This is a genomic window from Streptomyces sp. Da 82-17 (assembly GCF_046098215.1).
GTDB lineage: Bacteria > Actinomycetota > Actinomycetes > Streptomycetales > Streptomycetaceae > Streptomyces.
The window spans coordinates 1-18,984 of record NZ_JBJURH010000040.1; the positions used below are offsets into that span (position 1 = coordinate 1).

At 70.0% G+C, this 18,984-nt stretch carries 14 protein-coding genes; 10 read left to right on the forward strand and 4 right to left on the reverse strand.

All coding sequences use genetic code 11. The features are described from left to right. Nucleotides 1-230 precede the first annotated feature (230 nt). On the reverse strand, nt 231-605 hold the full coding sequence (locus ACIDOF_RS36940; protein ID WP_409010647.1) for a hypothetical protein: 375 nt from the start codon (nt 603-605) through the stop codon (nt 231-233). A 224-nt stretch (nt 606-829) separates the two neighbouring features. On the opposite strand from ACIDOF_RS36940, the gene ACIDOF_RS36945 reads away from it, so the two are divergent. Then, nucleotides 830-2,251: an SUKH-4 family immunity protein gene (locus ACIDOF_RS36945; protein WP_409010648.1), complete on the forward strand. Its 1,422-nt coding sequence runs from the start codon at nt 830-832 to the stop codon at nt 2,249-2,251. Nucleotides 2,252-2,344: 93 nt separating this feature from the next. Here ACIDOF_RS36945 and eccCa read toward each other — a convergent pair whose 3' ends face one another. Then, the gene (eccCa, locus tag ACIDOF_RS36950) at nt 2,345-6,289 is read right to left on the reverse strand and encodes a type VII secretion protein EccCa (RefSeq protein WP_409010649.1); all 3,945 of its coding nucleotides are present in this window, start codon (nt 6,287-6,289) and stop codon (nt 2,345-2,347) included. A gap of 268 nt (nt 6,290-6,557) precedes the next feature. Between eccCa and eccD the strand changes: the two genes are divergently transcribed. The 6 genes from eccD to ACIDOF_RS36980 all read left to right on the forward strand — a co-directional run bounded on the left by eccD (nt 6,558) and on the right by ACIDOF_RS36980 (nt 13,839). Further along, a complete protein-coding gene (gene eccD / locus ACIDOF_RS36955) occupies nt 6,558-8,015 on the forward strand; it encodes a type VII secretion integral membrane protein EccD (protein ID WP_409010650.1) in 1,458 nt (485 codons plus the stop codon). Between the two features lie 264 nt (nt 8,016-8,279). Next, nucleotides 8,280-8,567 carry a 30S ribosomal protein S15 gene (gene rpsO / locus ACIDOF_RS36960; protein WP_282516991.1) on the forward strand — a complete coding sequence of 96 codons (288 nt, stop codon included), beginning with the start codon at nt 8,280-8,282 and terminating at the stop codon, nt 8,565-8,567. A gap of 397 nt (nt 8,568-8,964) precedes the next feature. Further along, nucleotides 8,965-11,184 (forward strand): polyribonucleotide nucleotidyltransferase, encoded by a 2,220-nt coding sequence (locus ACIDOF_RS36965; protein WP_409010651.1) that lies wholly within the window; start codon nt 8,965-8,967, stop codon nt 11,182-11,184. Beyond that, entirely contained in the window at nt 11,181-12,560 is a 1,380-nt protein-coding gene (locus ACIDOF_RS36970; RefSeq protein WP_409010652.1) for a M16 family metallopeptidase, read from the forward strand. Before ACIDOF_RS36965 ends, ACIDOF_RS36970 begins: the two co-directional genes overlap by 4 nt. Nucleotides 12,561-12,623: 63 nt before the next feature. Further along, nucleotides 12,624-13,379, forward strand: a complete 756-nt coding sequence (gene dapB / locus ACIDOF_RS36975) for a 4-hydroxy-tetrahydrodipicolinate reductase (protein ID WP_409010653.1) — start codon at nt 12,624-12,626, stop codon at nt 13,377-13,379. Nucleotides 13,380-13,398: 19 nt separating this feature from the next. Continuing rightward, a complete protein-coding gene (locus ACIDOF_RS36980) occupies nt 13,399-13,839 on the forward strand; it encodes a hypothetical protein (protein WP_409010654.1) in 441 nt (146 codons plus the stop codon). 122 nt (nt 13,840-13,961) lie between these two features. On the opposite strand, the gene ACIDOF_RS36985 is transcribed toward ACIDOF_RS36980, so the two are convergent. Continuing rightward, nucleotides 13,962-14,516, reverse strand: a complete 555-nt coding sequence (locus ACIDOF_RS36985) for a PH domain-containing protein (protein ID WP_409010655.1) — start codon at nt 14,514-14,516, stop codon at nt 13,962-13,964. 135 nt (nt 14,517-14,651) lie between these two features. After that, nucleotides 14,652-14,891: a hypothetical protein gene (locus ACIDOF_RS36990; RefSeq protein WP_409010656.1), complete on the reverse strand. Its 240-nt coding sequence runs from the start codon at nt 14,889-14,891 to the stop codon at nt 14,652-14,654. 211 nt (nt 14,892-15,102) lie between these two features. On the opposite strand from ACIDOF_RS36990, the gene thyX reads away from it, so the two are divergent. From thyX to ACIDOF_RS37005, 3 genes are all read left to right on the forward strand, one after another. After that, the gene (thyX, locus tag ACIDOF_RS36995) at nt 15,103-15,855 is read left to right on the forward strand and encodes an FAD-dependent thymidylate synthase (protein ID WP_409010657.1); all 753 of its coding nucleotides are present in this window, start codon (nt 15,103-15,105) and stop codon (nt 15,853-15,855) included. Nucleotides 15,856-16,080: 225 nt separating this feature from the next. Further along, nucleotides 16,081-16,980: a 4-hydroxy-tetrahydrodipicolinate synthase gene (gene dapA / locus ACIDOF_RS37000; protein ID WP_409010658.1), complete on the forward strand. Its 900-nt coding sequence runs from the start codon at nt 16,081-16,083 to the stop codon at nt 16,978-16,980. 158 nt (nt 16,981-17,138) lie between these two features. Next, nucleotides 17,139-18,824: a ribonuclease J gene (locus ACIDOF_RS37005; RefSeq protein WP_409010659.1), complete on the forward strand. Its 1,686-nt coding sequence runs from the start codon at nt 17,139-17,141 to the stop codon at nt 18,822-18,824. Nucleotides 18,825-18,984 lie beyond the last annotated feature (160 nt).

Sequence of the window (18,984 nt, forward strand, 5' to 3'; positions counted from 1 at the left end):
GACCGCCCGCGGACCTCACACCTGGGCACGCCAAGCAGGTCACACGCCGTACAGCGGTGGTCAAAGCCTAACCATCAGCAGTGACACCGGCCCCGCCCGAATGTCACAGGACGGCTCCAACGAGCCGCCCTGTCAGGGAAGTTCAGGACCGAGCGTCATAACCAGGACAAACCGCCCCGCCTCGGGGCGGTCGCCTCACACCGAGCCGGCCCCGCGCGGGGCCGGCGGCGTCACACCGACTCCATGCCCCTGGCGCCCGCGCCGCCGGACGCGTCGTGCTGCGAGGTGAGCTGCGCGTACGACTCCTCCTCGGCCAGCTCGCCCTTCTCGTGCCGCATGCCCATCTCGGTGAACTTGATGCCCATGCCGGCCAGCCGCTCGGCGAGGCTGTTCATCGACTCGAACATGCCGTCGCGCAGGCCCTCGTAGACGACGCCGAACTTCTCGCCCAGGTCGTCGTCGCCCCACGGGGGAGTGTCGCCCTTCTCCAGGGCGGTGAGGCCGTCCTGCAGGGCCTTCGTGGCCTTGCCCCAGTCCTGGCCGACCTCGAACATGCTGAAGCCTTCGTCCTTGAGGACCTTGGCATCCGCGCGGAATCCGCTCACAACTGCTCCCCCATGACTCACGTTTGGCTGTCGCGGCTTCAGCGTATCGCTCGCGCGCACGGGACCACAGCGGTCGATTAAGGTCAACGGGCAGTTGACACGGAAGCGTCACATCAGCCCACAGCAGCCTTACGTCCGCGCTGCGGGCAGGGCGCCCGAAGCGTCACAGAAACCTGCACAACGCACTCCCCCCGGACCGACTTCGCCCCCAAGGAGCCCCCCGCGTGACCCCGCAGCGCGAGACCACACAGGAGCAGGCACGTGCCGCGGCCGACGGCTGGCTCAACGGTGATGCGCCCACCGAGCGGCGCCGTGAGGTGCGGATGCACGCGTTCTCGCTCGGCTGGGTCGTGTGGGCCGCCCCGCCGCCCGAGGAACGGGACCCGGAGACCGGCGAGCGCCGCCCGCCCGCCGAGGTCGACGCGGCCACCGCAGTGGTGGACCGCCGCACCGGCGAACTCAGCACCTGGCCCGCCCTCCCGGTGGAGGAGGTCGTACGCCTCTACGAGGAGAAGCACGCCCCCGAAACCGCAACCGGAACCGGAAGCGGAACCGAAGGCGAAACCGAGGCGGAAGCCCGGACCGCAGCCACCCCCCAGGCCCAGGCCCAAGCCGCCTCCGCAGCCGCCGCCGGAAGCCGCACCCCACCCCACCGCTCCGTGACCGGCCCCGGCAACACCGCCGTGTTCACGTACGTCGATCCGGCGACCGGGGAGGAGACCTCGCTGCTGCGTACCTCCGGGCCGGGGCTCGCGCCCGCCGAGACGCGGTGCTACGCCGAGCTGCTGCGCCTGAACGTCCCGCCGCAGAACGTCATAGCCGTGCACACCGACCTCAACCCCGGTCTGCTGCCCGGCGGTTACACCGGTGAGCTGCTGTTGTCCGGAGCCCTGCCGAGCGCCGAGTTCTCCTCGACGCACGAGTACGGCCTCTTCGCCCAGGAGCGGACCGAGGGCGCCGCGCGGCTCGTCGAGCACGTCGAGTCGCTGTACGCCATCACCGGCCACGAACCGCCGCCCCGCCCGCACCGCACCCCGCTGCCCGCGCACGTCAGGCCCGCGGCGCCGGTGACCGACGAGGCGCTCGGCCGGCACCTGGACAAGCTCTTCGAACTGGCCGGCGGCGTACGGCGGTTCGTGCCCGAGGAGCTCGCCGGGCTCGACCTGCCCGGGCCCGCGCGCCGCACCCTCCTGGCCGCCGGGCTCCCCGCCGACGTGCCGTTCTTCTTCGGCGCGCCCAAGGAGAGCGACCCGGTGCAGGACGCGGCCAGCCATCTGCGCGACCACGGCGCCCAGTTGCCCGAGCAGGTCCTCGCCACCCTCGCCGGCCACGTCCGCATCGGCACCGACGGCTGGGCGGAGATCACCGTGCAGTGCGCGGGCGCGGAGGACTGGCGGGGCCTGGTCTGGGCGGCCAGCCCGAAGACCGGGTCGGGCCGTCTGGTCAACACCTCGCTGAACGCCTTCGTCCGCTCCCTCGCCCTGCTGGTCGCCACCCGCAACGGCATGGTCGGCATGGACCCGTACCAGGCCGGCGCCGCCGTCGAGGAGTTCCAGCGCCGGCTCGCCGCCATCGACGCCCGCGCCCTCGACCCCGACAACTGGTGGGCCACCGTCCTCGACCAGATGTGGCACGGCCTGTTCTGATCCTCAGCCGTACGGGCAGACATGAACGCCGCAGGGGCGGCACCCACAACGGGTGCCGCCCCTGACGGTTTCGTACGTACGGGATGAGGAGCCTCAGAAGCGCGGAGGCAGCCACCCCGTCTGGACCATCTGGCCGCCGCGGCGGCGCGTGTGGAAGAAGCCACGGCCGGGCGGGAGCTGGGTCGGCGTGATGTTGCCGAGCAGCTGGCCCTCGACGCGGTCGCCGGACAGCACCACGCCCTGCGCGCCGAGCTCGCGGATGCGCTGCATCACCGGCTCGTACAGCGAGCGGCTGGCGCCGCCGGACTGGCGCGCGATGATCACGCGCAGACCGACGTCACGGGCGAACGGCAGGTACTCGAGCAGCGGCTGGAGCGGGTTCATGCCCGTGGCCACCAGGTCGTAGTCGTCGACGATGACGAACGCGTCCGGGCTGCTGTACCAACTGCGGTTGCGCAGCTGCTCGGGCGTGACGTCCGGACCCGGCATACGGCGGCTGAGCGAGCCCGCCAGACCCTCCAGGGTCTCGGTGAGAGCCGGCGCCGAGGCGCAGTAGCGCGAGAGGTGCGACTCCGGGACGCCCTCCAGATGCGCACGGCGGTAGTCACCGATGACGATCTTCGCCTGCTCCGGCGTGTACCGCTCGCAGATCTGCTTGATGAGCAGCCGGATGAGCGCGGACTTGCCGGACTCGCTCTCGCCGAAGATGACGAAGTGCGGGTCGGTCTCGAAGTCCACGAAGACCGGGGCGAGTTGGGACTCGTCGATACCGAAGGCGATACCGCGCTCCGGGTGCTCGAAGCCCTTCGGCAGGCGGTCCGCCTCCAGCTGGCGCGGCAGCAGCCGCACCGCCGGGGCCGGGGCGCCCTGCCAGTTCTCGTTGATCGCGTTGATCACCACGGAGGTGGCCTCCGCGAGGTCCTCGGTCTCCGAGGAGCCGTCCACGCGCGGCAGCGCCGTCATGAAGTGCAGCTTGTCCTGCGTCAGACCACGGCCGGGGACGGCCGCCGGGACGTTCTGCGCGACCTTGCGGTCGATCTCCGACTCGGTCGGGTCACCGAGGCGCAGCTCGATGCGGTTCTGCAGCATGTCCTTGAGCGCGGGCCGCACCTCGGTGTACCGGCTCGCCGTCAGGATCACGTGGACACCGAAGCCGAGACCGCGCATCGCCATGTCGGTGATGGACGCCTCGAGGGCTTCGTAGTCCGTCTTGAACGTTCCCCAGCCGTCGATGACCAGGAAGACGTCACCCCACGGCTGGTCGGGCAGCTGACCCGAGTTCCGGCGCTGCCGGTAGGTCTGGATGGAGTCGACGTTGTTCGCGCGGAAGTACTCCTCGCGCGAGTTGAGGATGCCCTCGACCTCGCTGACCGTACGGCGCACCTTCTCGGCGTCCAGACGGTTGGCGACACCGCCGACGTGGGCCAGGTCCTCCATCGCGATGAGACCACCGCCACCGAAGTCCAGGCAGTAGAACTGCACTTCGCTGGGCGTGTGCGTGAGCGCGAACGAGGTGATCACCGAACGCAGCAGCGTCGACTTGCCGGACTGCGGACCACCCACGAACAGACCGTGACCGGCGCCGCCGGAGAAGTCCCGGTACAGGACGTCGCGGCGCTGCTCGAAGGGCTTGTCGACGAGGCCGACCGGAACGTTGAGCCGGCCGAGCGCCGTGTACTCCGGGGCGGTCAGGCCGCGTTCGGGCGTGATCGCCAGGGCGGGGAGGAGCTGCTCCAAGGAGGGCGCCTCCTCCAGCGGCGGCAGCCACACCTGGTGGGCCGGCGGGCCCTGACCGACCATCTTGCTGACGATCACGTCGAGCACGGTGTCCGCGAGGGCGTCGTCCACGCGGTCGTCCTGCTCCGGCTCCTCGATGACCGGCTGCGGCGGCAGCTCCACGTGACCGGCCTTGAACAGCGCGGGCCGCAGCTGCGTCGAGCGGTGCACGCGCGAGGGGCCCTCGCCGTGGTACGGACCGGACACGTACGCGGCCTTGAACCGCACCATGGTGTCGGTGTCGTACCGCAGATAACCCGAACCCGGGATGGACGGCAGGTGGTACGCGTCCGGCACACCGATCGCCGTACGCGACTCGGCCGCGGAGAACGTCCGCAGACCGATGCGGTACGAGAGGTACGTGTCCAGACCGCGGAGCTTGCCCTCCTCCAGGCGCTGCGAGGCGAGCAGCAGGTGCACACCCAGGGATCGGCCGATACGGCCGATCTGGATGAACATGTCGATGAAGTCCGGCTTCGCGGTGAGGAGTTCGGAGAACTCGTCGAGCACGATCACCAGCGAGGGCATCGGCTCCAGGGCGGCGCCGGCGGCACGCGCCTTCTCGTAGTCCGTGAGGTTGGCGAAGTTGCCCGCCGTGCGCAGCAGCTCCTGGCGGCGCTGCATCTCACCGGTGATCGAGTCGCGCATGCGGTCGATGAGCGTGAGGTCGTCGGCGAGGTTGGTGATCACGGCCGCGGTGTGCGGCATGTCCGCCATGCCGGCGAACGTCGCACCACCCTTGAAGTCCGCGAGGATGAAGTTCAGCGTCTCCGAGGAGTGCGTGACCGAGAGGCCGAGCACCAGGGTGCGCAGCACCTCGGACTTACCGGAACCGGTCGCGCCGACGCACAGGCCGTGCGGGCCCATGCCTTCCTGCGCCGCCTCCTTGAGGTCGAGCATGACCGGCTCGCCGGCCTGGCCCACACCGATCGGCACGCGCAGGCGCTCGTGCTGCGTACGCGGCCGCCAGGTGCGCGAGACGTCCACCGAACCGGCGTCGCCGATGCCCATGAGGTCGGTGAAGTCCAGGTTGGCGAGGAGCGGTTCGCCCTCTTCGGCGCTGCCGACGCGGAACGCGGCCATCTGCCGGGCGAGCGCCTCGGCCTGCTCCGGGCTCAGCACGTCGGGCGTGCCGCTGTACGCCGACTCGTGGCCGACGAACAGCTGCAGCTTGTCCGGCTTCAGGTACGCCGTCAGGCCGCCGCGGAGCTCGTCCTCCAGCTCGCCCGGGGCGATCTCCAGGAAGGTCACGCCCTGGAGTCCCTCGGCGCCCGCGAGTTCGGAGTCCGGCGGGACCGTGCCGCCGTCGAGGATCACGATCAGGTGCGGCTGGTCGTACACCGGGTTGGCGTCGCGGTTCCAGCGCGGGCGGTCGCCCAGCTGGTCCTCCAGCGCCTCCTCCAGCTCGCCCAGGTCGTCGAAGAGCAGCCGGGCCGAGCCCGCGCCGTCCTTCGCCTTCGGGTGCTGGGCGTGCGGCAGCCACTTGATCCAGTCCCAGTCCGCCGCGGCCGAGGGGTGCGCCACCACGGCGACGAGCAGGTCCTCGGGGGAGTGCAGCGTGGTCAACTGGGCGATCGCGGCACGCGCGTTGCCGTACACCGTGTCCGTGTCGCCGCAGAGGGCCACGTGGTAGAAGGCGCGCAGCGAGACCGCGACCGGCAGGTCGGCGATCGAGCCGTGCGCGTCGAGGAAGGCCTTCATCGCCGCAGCGGTCAGCGGCTCCAGCTCCTCCTTGGGCGCCGTCTCCGGCGCGACCAGCGGAGTGTTCAACTGCTGGCTGCCGAGGCCCACTCGGACCGACGCGAAGTCGTTGTCCGTCGGCCGGCGCTCCCACAGCCGCTTGCCGTCCGCGGCCACCGCCCAGAGCTGGTCGGGATCCGGGTGCTGGAACAGCTGCGTACGGCGCTGGAGTTCGGCGGTCTTGTGCACGTCCTTGCGGACCTGCTCCAGGTACCGGAAGTAGTCACGCCGGTCCTGAGCCATGCCCGCGCCGCCGCCCTGCCGGGACTTGGCGAACTGCGCGATGGCCATCGCGAGCGTCGAGGCGAGCATGAGACCGCCCACCACGCGCATGTACGACGGGAGGTTCGGCATGAAGAAGAAGCCGACGGAACCCAGCATGCCGAACATCGGCAGCAGGTTCATCAGCACACTGTCGTCGCCCTCCCGAGGAATTTCAGGCGGCGACTCGAGCTTGACCTCCCCCTCCGGGACGGCAGGCAGCTGAATCCTCGGCTGCCGCTTGATGATGACGACGCTCACCGATGCACTCATCCTTCGTGATTGATACGTCCATGCACCGACGCCCCCCGTTGAGCGGCGACGTGCTTCTCGTCCGCGTAGGCGCCGATCCTACTGTCAAGCTCCGACACCCAGGCAGCCAGGAGGGGTGGAGATGCGGCAAGGGTGCGAGGAGAAATGAGGGAGGTGGCTCGGGCGCCCCCAAGTGCTGGGGGTAGGGTGGCGCTCCGCCGTTTGTACGTGCGGCGTAAAGACGTAAGTCAGTGCCTTATACAGGGGGAACTACCAGGTGAGCACGGGCACATCGACAGGTTTCTGCCGGGTCACCGTCGCAGCGCCGGACAGTCGGATCGATGTGGCGCTGCCCGAGGATCTGCCGATCCAGGACATCTATCCGGAGATCGTTCGGCTCTCGGGCATGGCCCACGACGACAACGCCCTCGCCGGCTACCACCTGGTGCGCCGCGACGGCGACGTGCTCGACGCGAGCCGATCGCTCCTCGAGCACCGCGTCCGCGACGGCGAGGTGCTGCTGCTGCGGCCGTTCGCCGACTCGCTGCCGCCGGCCGTCCACGACGACGTGGTGGACGCCGTCGCCGCGGCCGTCAAGCAGGACCTGCGCGGCTGGAACGACAACCTCATGCGCGTCGCCGGTCTCGTCTCGGGCGTCCTGCTCCTGACGATGCTCGGCTTCGTCTTCTGGTTCGCGGACCCGCTCCGCCACGACATGCACGGACTGCAGGGCATCGTCGCGGGCGTCGTCGCCATCGCGCTGACCGCCCTCGCGGGCGTCCGCGGCCGGGTGTACGACGACCGGGGCGCGGCCGTCGCCCTCGGCATCGCCGCGCTGCCGCACGCGCTGATCGCGGGCTCCGGCGTACTGCCGCAGGACGCGGGACAAGGACCGGGCAAGCTGCAGTTCCTGGTCGGCTGCGTGGTCGTGCTGATCTTCGCCGTCGTACTGATCATGCTGCTGCCGCAGGGTGACGCGCCGTTCGTCGCCGCGGCCCTCGCCGCCGCCATCGGCACGCTCGCCGCGTTCGTCGGCATCCTCACCGAGGTCGAGCCGCGCGAGATCGCCGCCGGCACCGCCGTCGTCGCCGTCGCCGTGATCGGCTTCCTGCCCGGCTGGTCCGCCCGCTTCGCCAAGCTGCCGATCGGCTTCCGCTCGCCGGAGGACCTGGCGCGCGCCCGCCGCGAGGGCCAGGAGGGCAACCTCGAGGCCGTCGACGTCCAGCGCATCGTCGCCCAGACCAGCCGCGGCCACGAGCTGCTGCTCGGCATGGTCGGCGGCTGCGCCATCGTCATCGTCGGCTCCGCCGGCGCCGTCCTCGGCTTCAGCGACAGCGGCTGGGCCCAGCTCGTCGCCCTGGTCGTCGGCCTCGCCGCGATGCTCCGCGCCCGGCTGTTCCGCTACACCGCGCAGGTCACCTGCCTGCTGGTCTCCGGCGTCGTCACCATCGCCCTGCTGATCCTCGGCCTCGCGATCTCCCCGCCGATGGAGATGCTGAAGGACCTGTACATGGGCGACTCCGGCGCGGTGGACCTCCGCACCCTCTGGCTCGGCGCCTGCGTCGCGGCCGGTGCGCTGCTCCTGATCGCGATCGCCCTGATCGTTCCGCAGAAGGGCCTGTCCCCCTTCTGGGGCCGGATGCTCGACCTCGCGGACTCGCTGGTCCTGCTCTCCCTCATCCCGCTCTGCCTGGCCGTGCTCGACGTGTACGCCAAGGTGCGCGGAGGGGTGTAGCGCCCTCACCGGTACGAGTGACGCATGCCGACAGGGGCCCGGGGTCTTCCCGGGCCCCTGTCGCGTTCCCCGTGGTAAAGCCCCGGCAGACCGGCTGGTAGTCTGTTTGGCGGCCGTTTGTGTACGCGCCCCCGGAGCCGTCGAGGAGCACTCGACACCCTGGAGGCGGCGCCCAGCGGATCCCCGCCTCCCGAGTCACGGAAGCTCCCCTGAGACGTAGACCAGGGGCACTCGGTGGCAGCACTAGAAACCTGAGGAGTTCGCGTGTCCCTCGACACCGCCACGAAGAAGCAGATCATGGCCGAGTTCGCCACCAAGGAGGGTGACACCGGCTCCCCCGAGGTCCAGGTCGCCCTGCTCTCGCGCCGTATCTCGGACCTGACCGAGCACCTGAAGACCCACAAGCACGACCACCACTCCCGTCGTGGCCTGCTGATCCTGGTCGGCCAGCGCCGCCGCCTGCTTCAGTACCTGGCCAAGAAGGACATCACGCGCTTCCGCGCCCTCGTCGAGCGCCTCGGCATCCGCCGCGGTGCGGCGGGCGCCAAGTAAGACGCCGTGGAGGGAGCGGTTCCCACGCTTAGGGGACCGCTCCCTTTGCTGTACGTGCGCACAGAGCACGACGGCTTTGTAGTCTGGTCGCGGAACGTCGTACGAGACGTACGTCACCCGTGACGGACCGTCCCGCACGGCACAGCCGTACCGGACAACGCAGAAGACGCAGAACAAGACGATACGAACGAGGAGAGGCGACCTCCGCCGACGCCGGTCCTCGGTAGTGGCCCCCGGGAAAACGAAGTGCAATCCCCGGGTGCTTCGATCGAAGACCGGCCCGCACTCAAGGCGCTTCTCCGCCCCGTCCCTTCGCCACACGGGCGTCGCGGACAAAAGACGAACAGTCCCGGAGTCACGCAGACCCCGGGGCGACAAGCAAACGGAGAGATCGCTAGTGGAGAACGAGACCCACTACGCCGAGGCCGTCATCGACAACGGCACCTTCGGCACCCGCACCATCCGCTTCGAGACGGGCCGCCTGGCCCGCCAGGCCGCCGGCTCCGCCGTGGCCTACCTGGACGACGACACGATGGTCCTCTCGGCCACCACCGCGTCCAAGAAGCCCAAGGACCAGCTCGACTTCTTCCCGCTGACGGTGGACGTCGAGGAGCGGCAGTACGCCGCCGGCAAGATCCCCGGTTCGTTCTTCCGCCGTGAGGGCCGCCCCTCCGAGGACGCGATCCTGACCTGCCGCCTGATCGACCGCCCGCTGCGCCCCTCCTTCAAGAAGGGCCTGCGCAACGAGATCCAGATCGTCGAGACGGTCATGGCGCTCAACCCCGACCACCTCTACGACGTCATCGCGATCAACGCCGCGTCCTGCTCCACGCAGCTGGCCGGCCTGCCCTTCTCGGGCCCGATCGGCGGCACGCGCGTGGCGCTCATCAAGGGCCAGTGGGTCGCGTTCCCGACGCACACCGAGCTCGAGGACGCCGTCTTCGACATGGTCGTCGCCGGTCGCGTCCTGGAGGACGGCGACGTCGCGATCATGATGGTCGAGGCCGAGGCCACCGAGAAGACCATCGAGCTCGTCAAGGGCGGCGCCGCCGCCCCGACCGAGGAGATCGTCGCCGCCGGTCTCGAGGCCGCGAAGCCCTTCATCAAGGTGCTCTGCAAGGCCCAGTCGGAGCTCGCCGCCAAGGCCGCCAAGCCCGAGGGCGAGTTCCCGATCTTCCTCGACTACGAGGACGACGTCCTGGAGGCGCTCACCGCCGCCGTCAAGCCCGAGCTCGCCCAGGCGCTCACCATCGCCGGCAAGCAGGAGCGCGAGGCCGAGCTGGACCGCGTCAAGGCGCTGGCCGGCGAGAAGCTCCTGCCGGAGTTCGAGGGCCGCGAGAAGGAGATCTCCGCGGCGTACCGCTCGCTGACCAAGTCCCTGGTCCGGGAGCGCGTCATCAAGGAGAAGGTCCGCATCGACGGCCGCGGTGTCACCGACATCCGCACCCTGGCCGCCGAGGTCGAGGCCATCCCGCGCGTGCACGGCTCGGCCCTGTTCGAGCGCGGCGAGACCCAGATCCTGGGCGTCACCACGCTGAACATGCTGCGCATGGAGCAGCAGCTGGACACCCTCTCCCCGGTGACCCGCAAGCGCTACATGCACAACTACAACTTCCCGCCCTACTCCACCGGTGAGACCGGCCGCGTCGGCTCCCCGAAGCGCCGCGAGATCGGCCACGGCGCCCTCGCCGAGCGCGCCCTCGTGCCGGTCCTGCCGACGCGCGAGGAGTTCCCGTACGCGATCCGTCAGGTGTCCGAGGCCCTCGGCTCCAACGGCTCGACGTCCATGGGCTCGGTCTGCGCCTCCACCATGTCGCTGCTGAACGCCGGTGTGCCGCTGAAGGCCGCCGTCGCCGGTATCGCCATGGGCCTGATCTCCCAGGAGATCGACGGCGAGACGCACTACGTCACCCTCACCGACATCCTCGGTGCGGAGGACGCCTTCGGCGACATGGACTTCAAGGTCGCCGGCACCAAGGAGTTCGTGACCGCCCTCCAGCTCGACACCAAGCTGGACGGCATCCCGGCCTCCGTCCTGGCCGCGGCCCTCAAGCAGGCCCGCGACGCCCGTCTGCACATCCTCGACGTGATGACCGAGGCGATCGACGTTCCGGACGAGATGTCCCCGAACGCGCCGCGGATCATCACCGTCAAGATCCCGGTGGACAAGATCGGTGAGGTCATCGGCCCCAAGGGCAAGATGATCAACCAGATCCAGGAGGACACCGGCGCCGACATCACGATCGAGGACGACGGCACGATCTACATCGGTGCCGCCGACGGACCGGCCGCCGAGGCCGCCCGCGCCACGATCAACGGCATCGCCAACCCGACCATGCCGGAGGTCGGCGAGCGCTACCTGGGCACCGTCGTGAAGACGACGACCTTCGGTGCGTTCGTGTCGCTGCTCCCGGGCAAGGACGGTCTGCTGCACATCTCGCAGATCCGCAAGCTCGCCGGCGGCAAGCGCGTGGAGAACGTCGAGGACGTCCTCGGTGTGGGCCAGAAGGTCCAGGTCGAGATCGCCGAGATCGACTCCCGCGGCAAGCTCTCCCTGATCCCCGTGATCGAGGGCGAGGAAGGCGACGAGGCGAAGAAGGACGACGCCGACAAGTGACGTCCCGTAGCACCAAGGCGACGGCCCGCACCTCCTCGCAGGTGCGGGCCGTCGCCCGTACGCAAACACTGCTCAAGGGCAAGGACGGCATCGGCACCGTGCGCCGCACGACGCTGCCGGGCGGCCTGCGCGTCGTCACCGAGACCCTGCCCTCCGTGCGCTCGGCGACCTTCGGGATCTGGGCGCACGTCGGATCGCGCGACGAGACGCCGTCCCTGAACGGCGCCACGCACTACCTCGAACACCTCCTCTTCAAGGGCACGAAGAAGCGCACCGCCCTGGACATCTCCGCCGCGATCGACGCGGTCGGCGGCGAGATGAACGCCTTCACGGCGAAGGAGTTCACCTGCTACTACGCGCGCGTGCTCGACACCGACCTGCCGCTCGCGATCGACGTGGTGTGCGACATGCTCACCGGCTCCCTGATCGAGCAGGAGGACGTCGACGCCGAGCGCGGCGTGATCCTTGAAGAGATCGCGATGACCGACGACGACCCGGGCGACTGCGTGCACGACCTGTTCGCGCACACCATGCTCGGCGACACCCCGCTGGGCCGCCCGGTCCTCGGCACCGTCGACACGGTCAACGGCCTGGACGCGTCCCGTATCCGCCGCTTCTACAAGAAGCACTACGACCCCCGCCACCTGGTGGTCGCGGCCGCGGGCAACGTCGACCACAACAAGGTCGTACGCCAGGTCCGCGCCGCCTTCGAGAAGGCCGGGGCGCTCAAGGACCTGGACGCGACCCCGATCGCGCCGCGCGCCGGCCGCCGCGCCATCCGCACGGCCGGCGGGCTCGACGTGGTCAGCCGCAAGACCGAGCAGGCGCACGTCGTCCTCGGCATGCCCGGCCTGGCCCGTACCGACGAGCGCCGCTGGGCCCTCGGCGTGCTCAACACGGCGCTGGGTGGCGGCATGTCGTCCCGCCTGTTCCAGGAGGTCCGCGAGAAGCGCGGCCTGGCCTACAGCGTGTACTCGTACACCTCGGGCTATGCCGACTGCGGCCTGTTCGGCGTGTACGCGGGCTGCCGCCCGAGCCAGGTGCACGACGTTCTGCGGATCTGCCGCGACGAGCTCGACCACGTCGCCGAGCACGGCCTCACCGACGACGAGATCGGCCGCGCCATCGGCCAGCTCGCCGGCTCCACGGTCCTCGGCCTGGAGGACACGGGCGCGCTGATGAACCGCATCGGCAAGAGCGAGCTGTGCTGGGGCGACCACATGTCGGTGGACGACATGCTCGCCCGGATAGCGGCGGTCACCCCGGACGAGGTGCGGGACGTGGCGCGCGAGATCCTGGGACAGCGTCCCTCGCTGTCGGTCATCGGCCCGCTGAAGGACAAGCAGGCGGCCCGGCTGCACGAAGCGGTCGCGTAACGCCGTCGTACGGAGCGGTGGCGTAAGCCGTACGGCTCTCAACTCCCGTAAGGAATCAAGCACATGAGCAAGCTGCGCGTGGCGGTCCTCGGCGCCAAGGGCCGGATCGGCTCGGAGGCGGCCCGGTCCGTCGAGGCCGCCGAGGACCTGGAGCTGGTCGCCGCCCTGGACCGCGACGACAAGATCGAGGCACTCGCCGAGGCGGGCGCCCAGGTCGCCGTGGACCTGACCCACCCGGACGCGGTGATGGGCAACCTGGAGTACTGCGTCGCGAACGGCATCCACGGCGTCGTCGGCACGACGGGCTGGACGGACGAGCGCCTGGACCGGCTGCGCGGCTGGCTCGACGCCTCGCCCGCGACCGGTGTCCTGATCGCCCCGAACTTCTCCATCGGCGCGGTCCTGACCATGCAGTTCGCCCAGAAGGCGGCCCGGTTCTTCGAGTCGGCCGAGGTCATCGAGCTGCACCACCCGAACAAGGCGGACGCCCCGAGCGGCACCGCGCACCGCACCGCCCAGCTGATCGCCGCGGCCCGGGAGAAGGCAGGCTGCGCCCCGCAGCCCGACGCCACTTCCACGGCCCTCGACGGCGCCCGCGGCGCGGACGTCGACGGTGTGCCGGTGCACTCGGTGCGGCTGCGCGGGCTGCTCGCCCACCAGGAGGTGCTGTTCGGCGGTGAGGGCGAGACGCTGACGATCCGTCACGACTCGCTGCACCACAAGAGCTTCATGCCGGGCATCCTGCTCGGCGTGCGCCGCGTCGTGGACACCCCGGGCCTCACCTTCGGCCTGGAGCACTTCCTCGACCTGGACAGCTGACCGGACGGCCGACGCTCCGATGCGCGCAAAGATCACCTACTTCGCCCTGGCCGCCGCCCTGGTCGTCTACTTCGTCCTGGTCGGCAGCCGCGGCGTGCTGCTGATACGGCAGGGCACCGCGGTCACCGTCACGTTCGGGGTCGCCGTCCTCGTACTGCCGCTGATCGGCGTGTGGTTCCTCTGGAAGACCACGCAGTTCGCCCGCAAGGCGAACGCCCTGGCCGCCGAGCTCGAAGCGGAGGGCGGCCTCCCGGTCGACGAGCTGAAGCGCCTGCCGAGCGGCCGCATCGACCGCGACTCGGCCGACGAGGTGTTCGCCAGGCGCCGCGCCGAGACGGAGGACCACCCGGAGGACTGGCGCTGCTGGTTCCGGCTCGCCGTCGCGTACCACGACGCCCGCGACACCCCGCGCGCCCGCAAGGCCATGCAGCGCGCGATCAGCCTGCACGACGGGAAGTGACCCGCCCCCGGCCGTGAAAACCCCCGCCCCTGACCCGAACTCTCCGGGCAGGGGCGGGGGTTGTGTCGTACTACGGAGCTACGGAGCTACGGAGCTACGGAGCTATGGGGGCGGCTACGGCGTCACGCCGCGGTGCGGTAGTCGGCCGCCCAGGCCTCGACCGTGTCGGCCGCCCGGTCGAACGCCTCGCGCCGGGCGAGGAAGTCGGCGCTGTGGTCGGTGAGCAGCGGCGCCGCGAGCGCCTCGCCCCGGCACTCCAGGACCAGCGCCTGCCCCTGCACGGTCCGCGGCAGCCCGAGCCACCGCACCGGCTGCTGCGTGGTGCGCACGGCGACGACCTGCGCCCACGGGACCGTACGCGTACGGAAGAACCCCACGTGCCGCAGCCCGCGCGCGCTCACCCACGTGCCCATGCGCAGCATCCGCAGCGCGGCCGCGATCACGAGCACCGCCCCGGCCCCGCACCCGACCGCCCCCGGAGTCTCCCCGGCCACCGCGATGATCACCGCGGCGAACAGGATGTACGAGGCGAGCAGCAGGAGCAGCGCGGCCGCGGCCACGCGCCAGGGGCCTGGCCGGTAGGGCCGGCGCCACGCGTCGCGGTCCTCGTAGGGCAGCGCGACGTCGTCCGCCGCTTCGTCAAAAGCGCGGTCGGCCGTCAGGAAGGGCAGGGGCACGACTGGTCCTCACTCGAAGCACGCGTTGGGCTGTGTGCCCGGTGAGGCTACCCAGAGGCCGGACGGGCGGCCACCCTCGGGGGTTTCGCGCCGCGTCGTGCCGCGTTGCGGGGGTCGTCCGTCCTGACGGGGGGGTCAGCGTCCGTCGGCGGCCTCGGACTGCTGGGTGGACGCGGGCGACTGCTCGGGGGAGAGCGCCGGGAGCCCGAAGAGCAGGGAACCCACGAGGCCGGCGACCAGAGTGGCGCCGATCAGCGCACGGCCCATGATCTGACCGGCCGTCGCACGCTCGCGGGGCGGGGGAGTGACATTGCTGCGGTACTTGTCGGCTTCGGCGATGAAGGCGAACGGAACGGGCTCGCGCCGACGGAACATGAGGGGCTCGGCTCCTTGCTGTCACAGGAGACCACGCGGGTCTCGAACTGAATCGCTGCTACCAAGACAGACGTTCAAAAGGGCGCATTGGTGCCCTCAATCGGGAAATTCACCGGAGAACGTTGCAGAGCACCGCCGAACGGCCCTCTGTCAGTGCCGCGCCGTAGAGTGGGCGCCGCCCGAGCGAGTGCAATTGGAAGGACCCCCGCCGGTGAGCGAGACCCCTGCAGCCACCCCAGAAGAAGACCTGAAGCCGAGCTTCCGCAGCGATGTCACCGTCGAGCTGGTGAAGCACAGCGCCGCCGACACGGACGTGCTGTGGGCCGCTCGCGTCTCCACCGCCGGCGAGCAGTCCCTCGACGAGCTCAGCAAGGACCCGGAGCGCTCCAAGGGCCTGATCAACTACCTGATGCGGGACCGCCACGGCAGCCCCTTCGAGCACAACTCGATGACGTTCTTCATCAGCGCCCCGATCTTCGTCTTCCGCGAGTTCATGCGCCACCGCGTCGGCTGGTCGTACAACGAGGAATCGGGTCGGTACAGGGAGCTGCAGCCCGTCTTCTACGTCCCGGACGAGTCCCGCAAGCTCGTCCAGGAGGGCCGCCCGGGCAAGTACGTCTTCGTGGAGGGCACCCAGGCGCAGCAGGAGCTCACCGGCCGCGTCATGGAGGACTCCTACCGCCAGGCGTACGAGGCGTACCAGGAGATGCTCGCCGCCGGCGTCGCCCGCGAGGTGGCCCGTTCGGTCCTGCCGGTCGGCCTCTTCTCCTCGATGTACGCGACGTGCAACGCCCGCTCGCTGATGCACTTCCTCGGCCTGCGCACGCAGCACGAGATGGCCAAGGTGCCGTCCTTCCCGCAGCGGGAGATCGAGATGGTCGGCGAGAAGATGGAGCAGGAGTGGGCCAAGCTCATGCCGCTCACGTACGCCGCGTTCAACAAGAACGGCCGCGTGGCCCCGTAGTGCGACACACGGGCTTCCGGGGGCGGGCACAGATGTGCGGTCAGCCCTGCGAAGTGTCCGTATTGCGGCATTTCGAGAAGTTCATCTAGCCTGATCAAACGGACCCGGCACTGCTTGAACCCCCGAGCAGGCAGTGCCGGGATCCTCTGGTTTTCCGCCCTGTGTAGGGCCGCTCACGTCCCCCGAGGGGGGACCCCGCACTGCGCAGCGAGTAGCGTGTTACCCATGGCTCCGACCTCGACTCCGCAAACCCCCTTCGGGAGGGTCCTCACCGCCATGGTCACGCCCTTCGCGGCGGACGGCGCACTCGACCTCGACGGCGCACAGCGACTCGCCACCCACCTGGTGGACGCAGGCAACGACGGCCTGATCGTCAACGGCACCACCGGCGAGTCCCCGACCACCAGCGACGCGGAGAAAACCGAGCTCGTACGAGCCGTGGTGGAGGCGGTCGGCGACCGGGCCCATGTCGTCGCCGGCGTCGGCACCAACGACACCCGGCACAGCATCGAACTCGCCCGTGCGGCCGAGAAGGCCGGCGCCCACGGCCTGCTCACGGTCACGCCGTACTACAACAAGCCGCCGCAGGAAGGCCTCTACCGGCACTTCACCGCGATCGCGGACGCCACCGAGCTGCCGGTCATGCTCTACGACATCCCCGGCCGCAGCGGCGTCCCCATCAACACCGAGACGATCGTCGCGCTCGCCGAGCACCCGCGGATCGTGGCCAACAAGGACGCCAAGGGCGACCTCGGCCGCGCCAGCTGGGCCATCGCCCGCAGCGGCCTCGCCTGGTACTCGGGCGACGACATGCTCAACCTGCCGCTGCTCTCCGTGGGCGCGGTCGGCTTCGTCTCCGTCGTCAGCCACGTGGTCACGCCGGAGCTGCGCGCCATGCTCGACGCGCACCTCTCCGGTGACGTACGCAAGGCCACCGAGATCCACCAGAAGCTGCTGCCGGTCTTCACGGGCATGTTCCGCACGCAGGGCGTCATCACGACGAAGGCCGCCCTCGACCTGCAGGGCCTCCCGGCCGGACCGCTGCGCCTGCCGCTTGTCGAACTCTCGACCGAGGAAACCCACCAGCTCAAGATCGATCTCGCCGCCGGCGGGGTACAGCTCTGACAACAGACTTCACAACTGAACAACCGCACAACTCCACACGCACCACACACGCAACACAGACAGCACAGACGAACACTGCAGACGACAACTGCACCTGCACGAATGTCATGCGCGCCACGTGCCTCTGGGTACGTGGCGCGTGTGGTTAGGAGAGTCTTTTGAGTCATCCGCACCCTGAGCTCGGCTCCCCGCCGAAGCTGCCCGAGGGCGGCCTGCGCGTCACCCCGCTCGGCGGCCTCGGCGAGATCGGCCGCAACATGACCGTCTTCGAGTACGGCGGCCGCCTGTTGATCGTCGACTGCGGAGTGCTCTTCCCCGAGGAGGAGCAGCCCGGAATCGACCTGATCCTGCCGGACTTCAGCAGCATCCGGGACCGCCTCGACGACATCGAGGGCATCGTCCTCACCCACGGGCACGAGGACCACATCGGCGCCGTCCCGTACCTGCTGCGCGAGAAGCCGGACATCCCGCTGATCGGCTCCAAGCTGACCCTCGCCCTGATCGAGGCGAAGCTCCAGGAGCACCGCATCCGCCCGTACACCCTCGAGGTCAAGGAGGGGCACCGCGAGCGGGTCGGCCCCTTCGACTGCGAGTTCGTCGCGGTCAACCACTCCATCCCGGACGCCCTCGCGGTCGCCATCCGCACCCCCGCGGGCATGGTGGTCCACACCGGCGACTTCAAGATGGACCAGCTGCCGCTCGACGGCCGCCTCACCGACCTCAACACCTTCGCCCGTCTCGCCGAGGAGGGCATCGACCTGCTCCTCTCGGACTCGACGAACGCCGAGGTCCCCGGCTTCGTCCCGCCGGAGCGCGACATCTCCAATGTCGTACGACAGGTCTTCGCGGGCGCCCGCAAGCGCATCATCGTGGCGAGCTTCGCCAGCCACGTCCACCGCATCCAGCAGGTCCTCGACGCCGCCCACGAGTACGGCCGCCGGGTCGCCTTCGTCGGCCGCTCGATGGTCCGCAACATGGGCATCGCCCGTGACCTCGGCTATCTGCGGGTGCCGCCGGGCCTGGTCGTCGACGTCAAGACCCTCGACGACCTGCCGGACGACGAAGTGGTCCTCATCTGCACGGGCTCGCAGGGCGAACCCATGGCCGCGCTCTCCCGCATGGCCAACCGGGACCACCAGATCCGCATCGTCCAGGGCGACACAGTGATCCTGGCGTCGTCCCTGATCCCCGGCAACGAGAACGCGGTCTACCGCGTGATCAACGGCCTGACGCGCTGGGGCGCCAACGTGGTCCACAAGGGCAACGCCAAGGTCCACGTCTCCGGCCACGCCTCGGCGGGCGAGCTGCTGTACTTCTACAACATCTGCAAGCCGAAGAACCTGATGCCGGTCCACGGCGAATGGCGCCACCTGCGCGCCAACGCCGAGCTCGGCGCCCTCACGGGTGTTCCGCACCAGAACATCGTGATCGCCGAGGACGGCGTGGTCGTCGACCTCGTCGAGGGCAAGGCCAAGATCGTCGGCAAGGTCCAGGCGGGTTACGTGTACGTGGACGGCCTCTCGGTCGGCGACGTCACGGAGTCCTCCCTCAAGGACCGCCGCATCCTCGGCGACGAGGGCATCATCTCGGTCTTCGTCGTGGTCGACTCCACCACCGGCAAGATCACCGGTGGCCCGCACATCCAGGCGCGGGGTTCCGGTATCGAGGACTCCGCGTTCGGGGCCGTCATTCCGAAGATCGGCGAGGCCCTGGAGCGTTCCGCCCAGGACGGCGTCGTGGAACCGCACCAGCTGCAGCAGCTCGTACGCCGCACGCTGGGCAAGTGGGTCTCCGACAACTACCGCCGGCGCCCGATGATCCTCCCGGTCGTCGTGGAGGTCTGACCCGCACGCGGGCTTGATCAGCACCAACAGGGAGCGGGGCGCCTCGATTTGCATCGGGGCGCCCCGCTCCAGTAGCTTTACATCTCCGCCAGAACGCAACCGGCGCACTTGTGCGTCCGGAGCGACTCCCGAGAGGGAGGGCGGCACATCAAACTCAGCA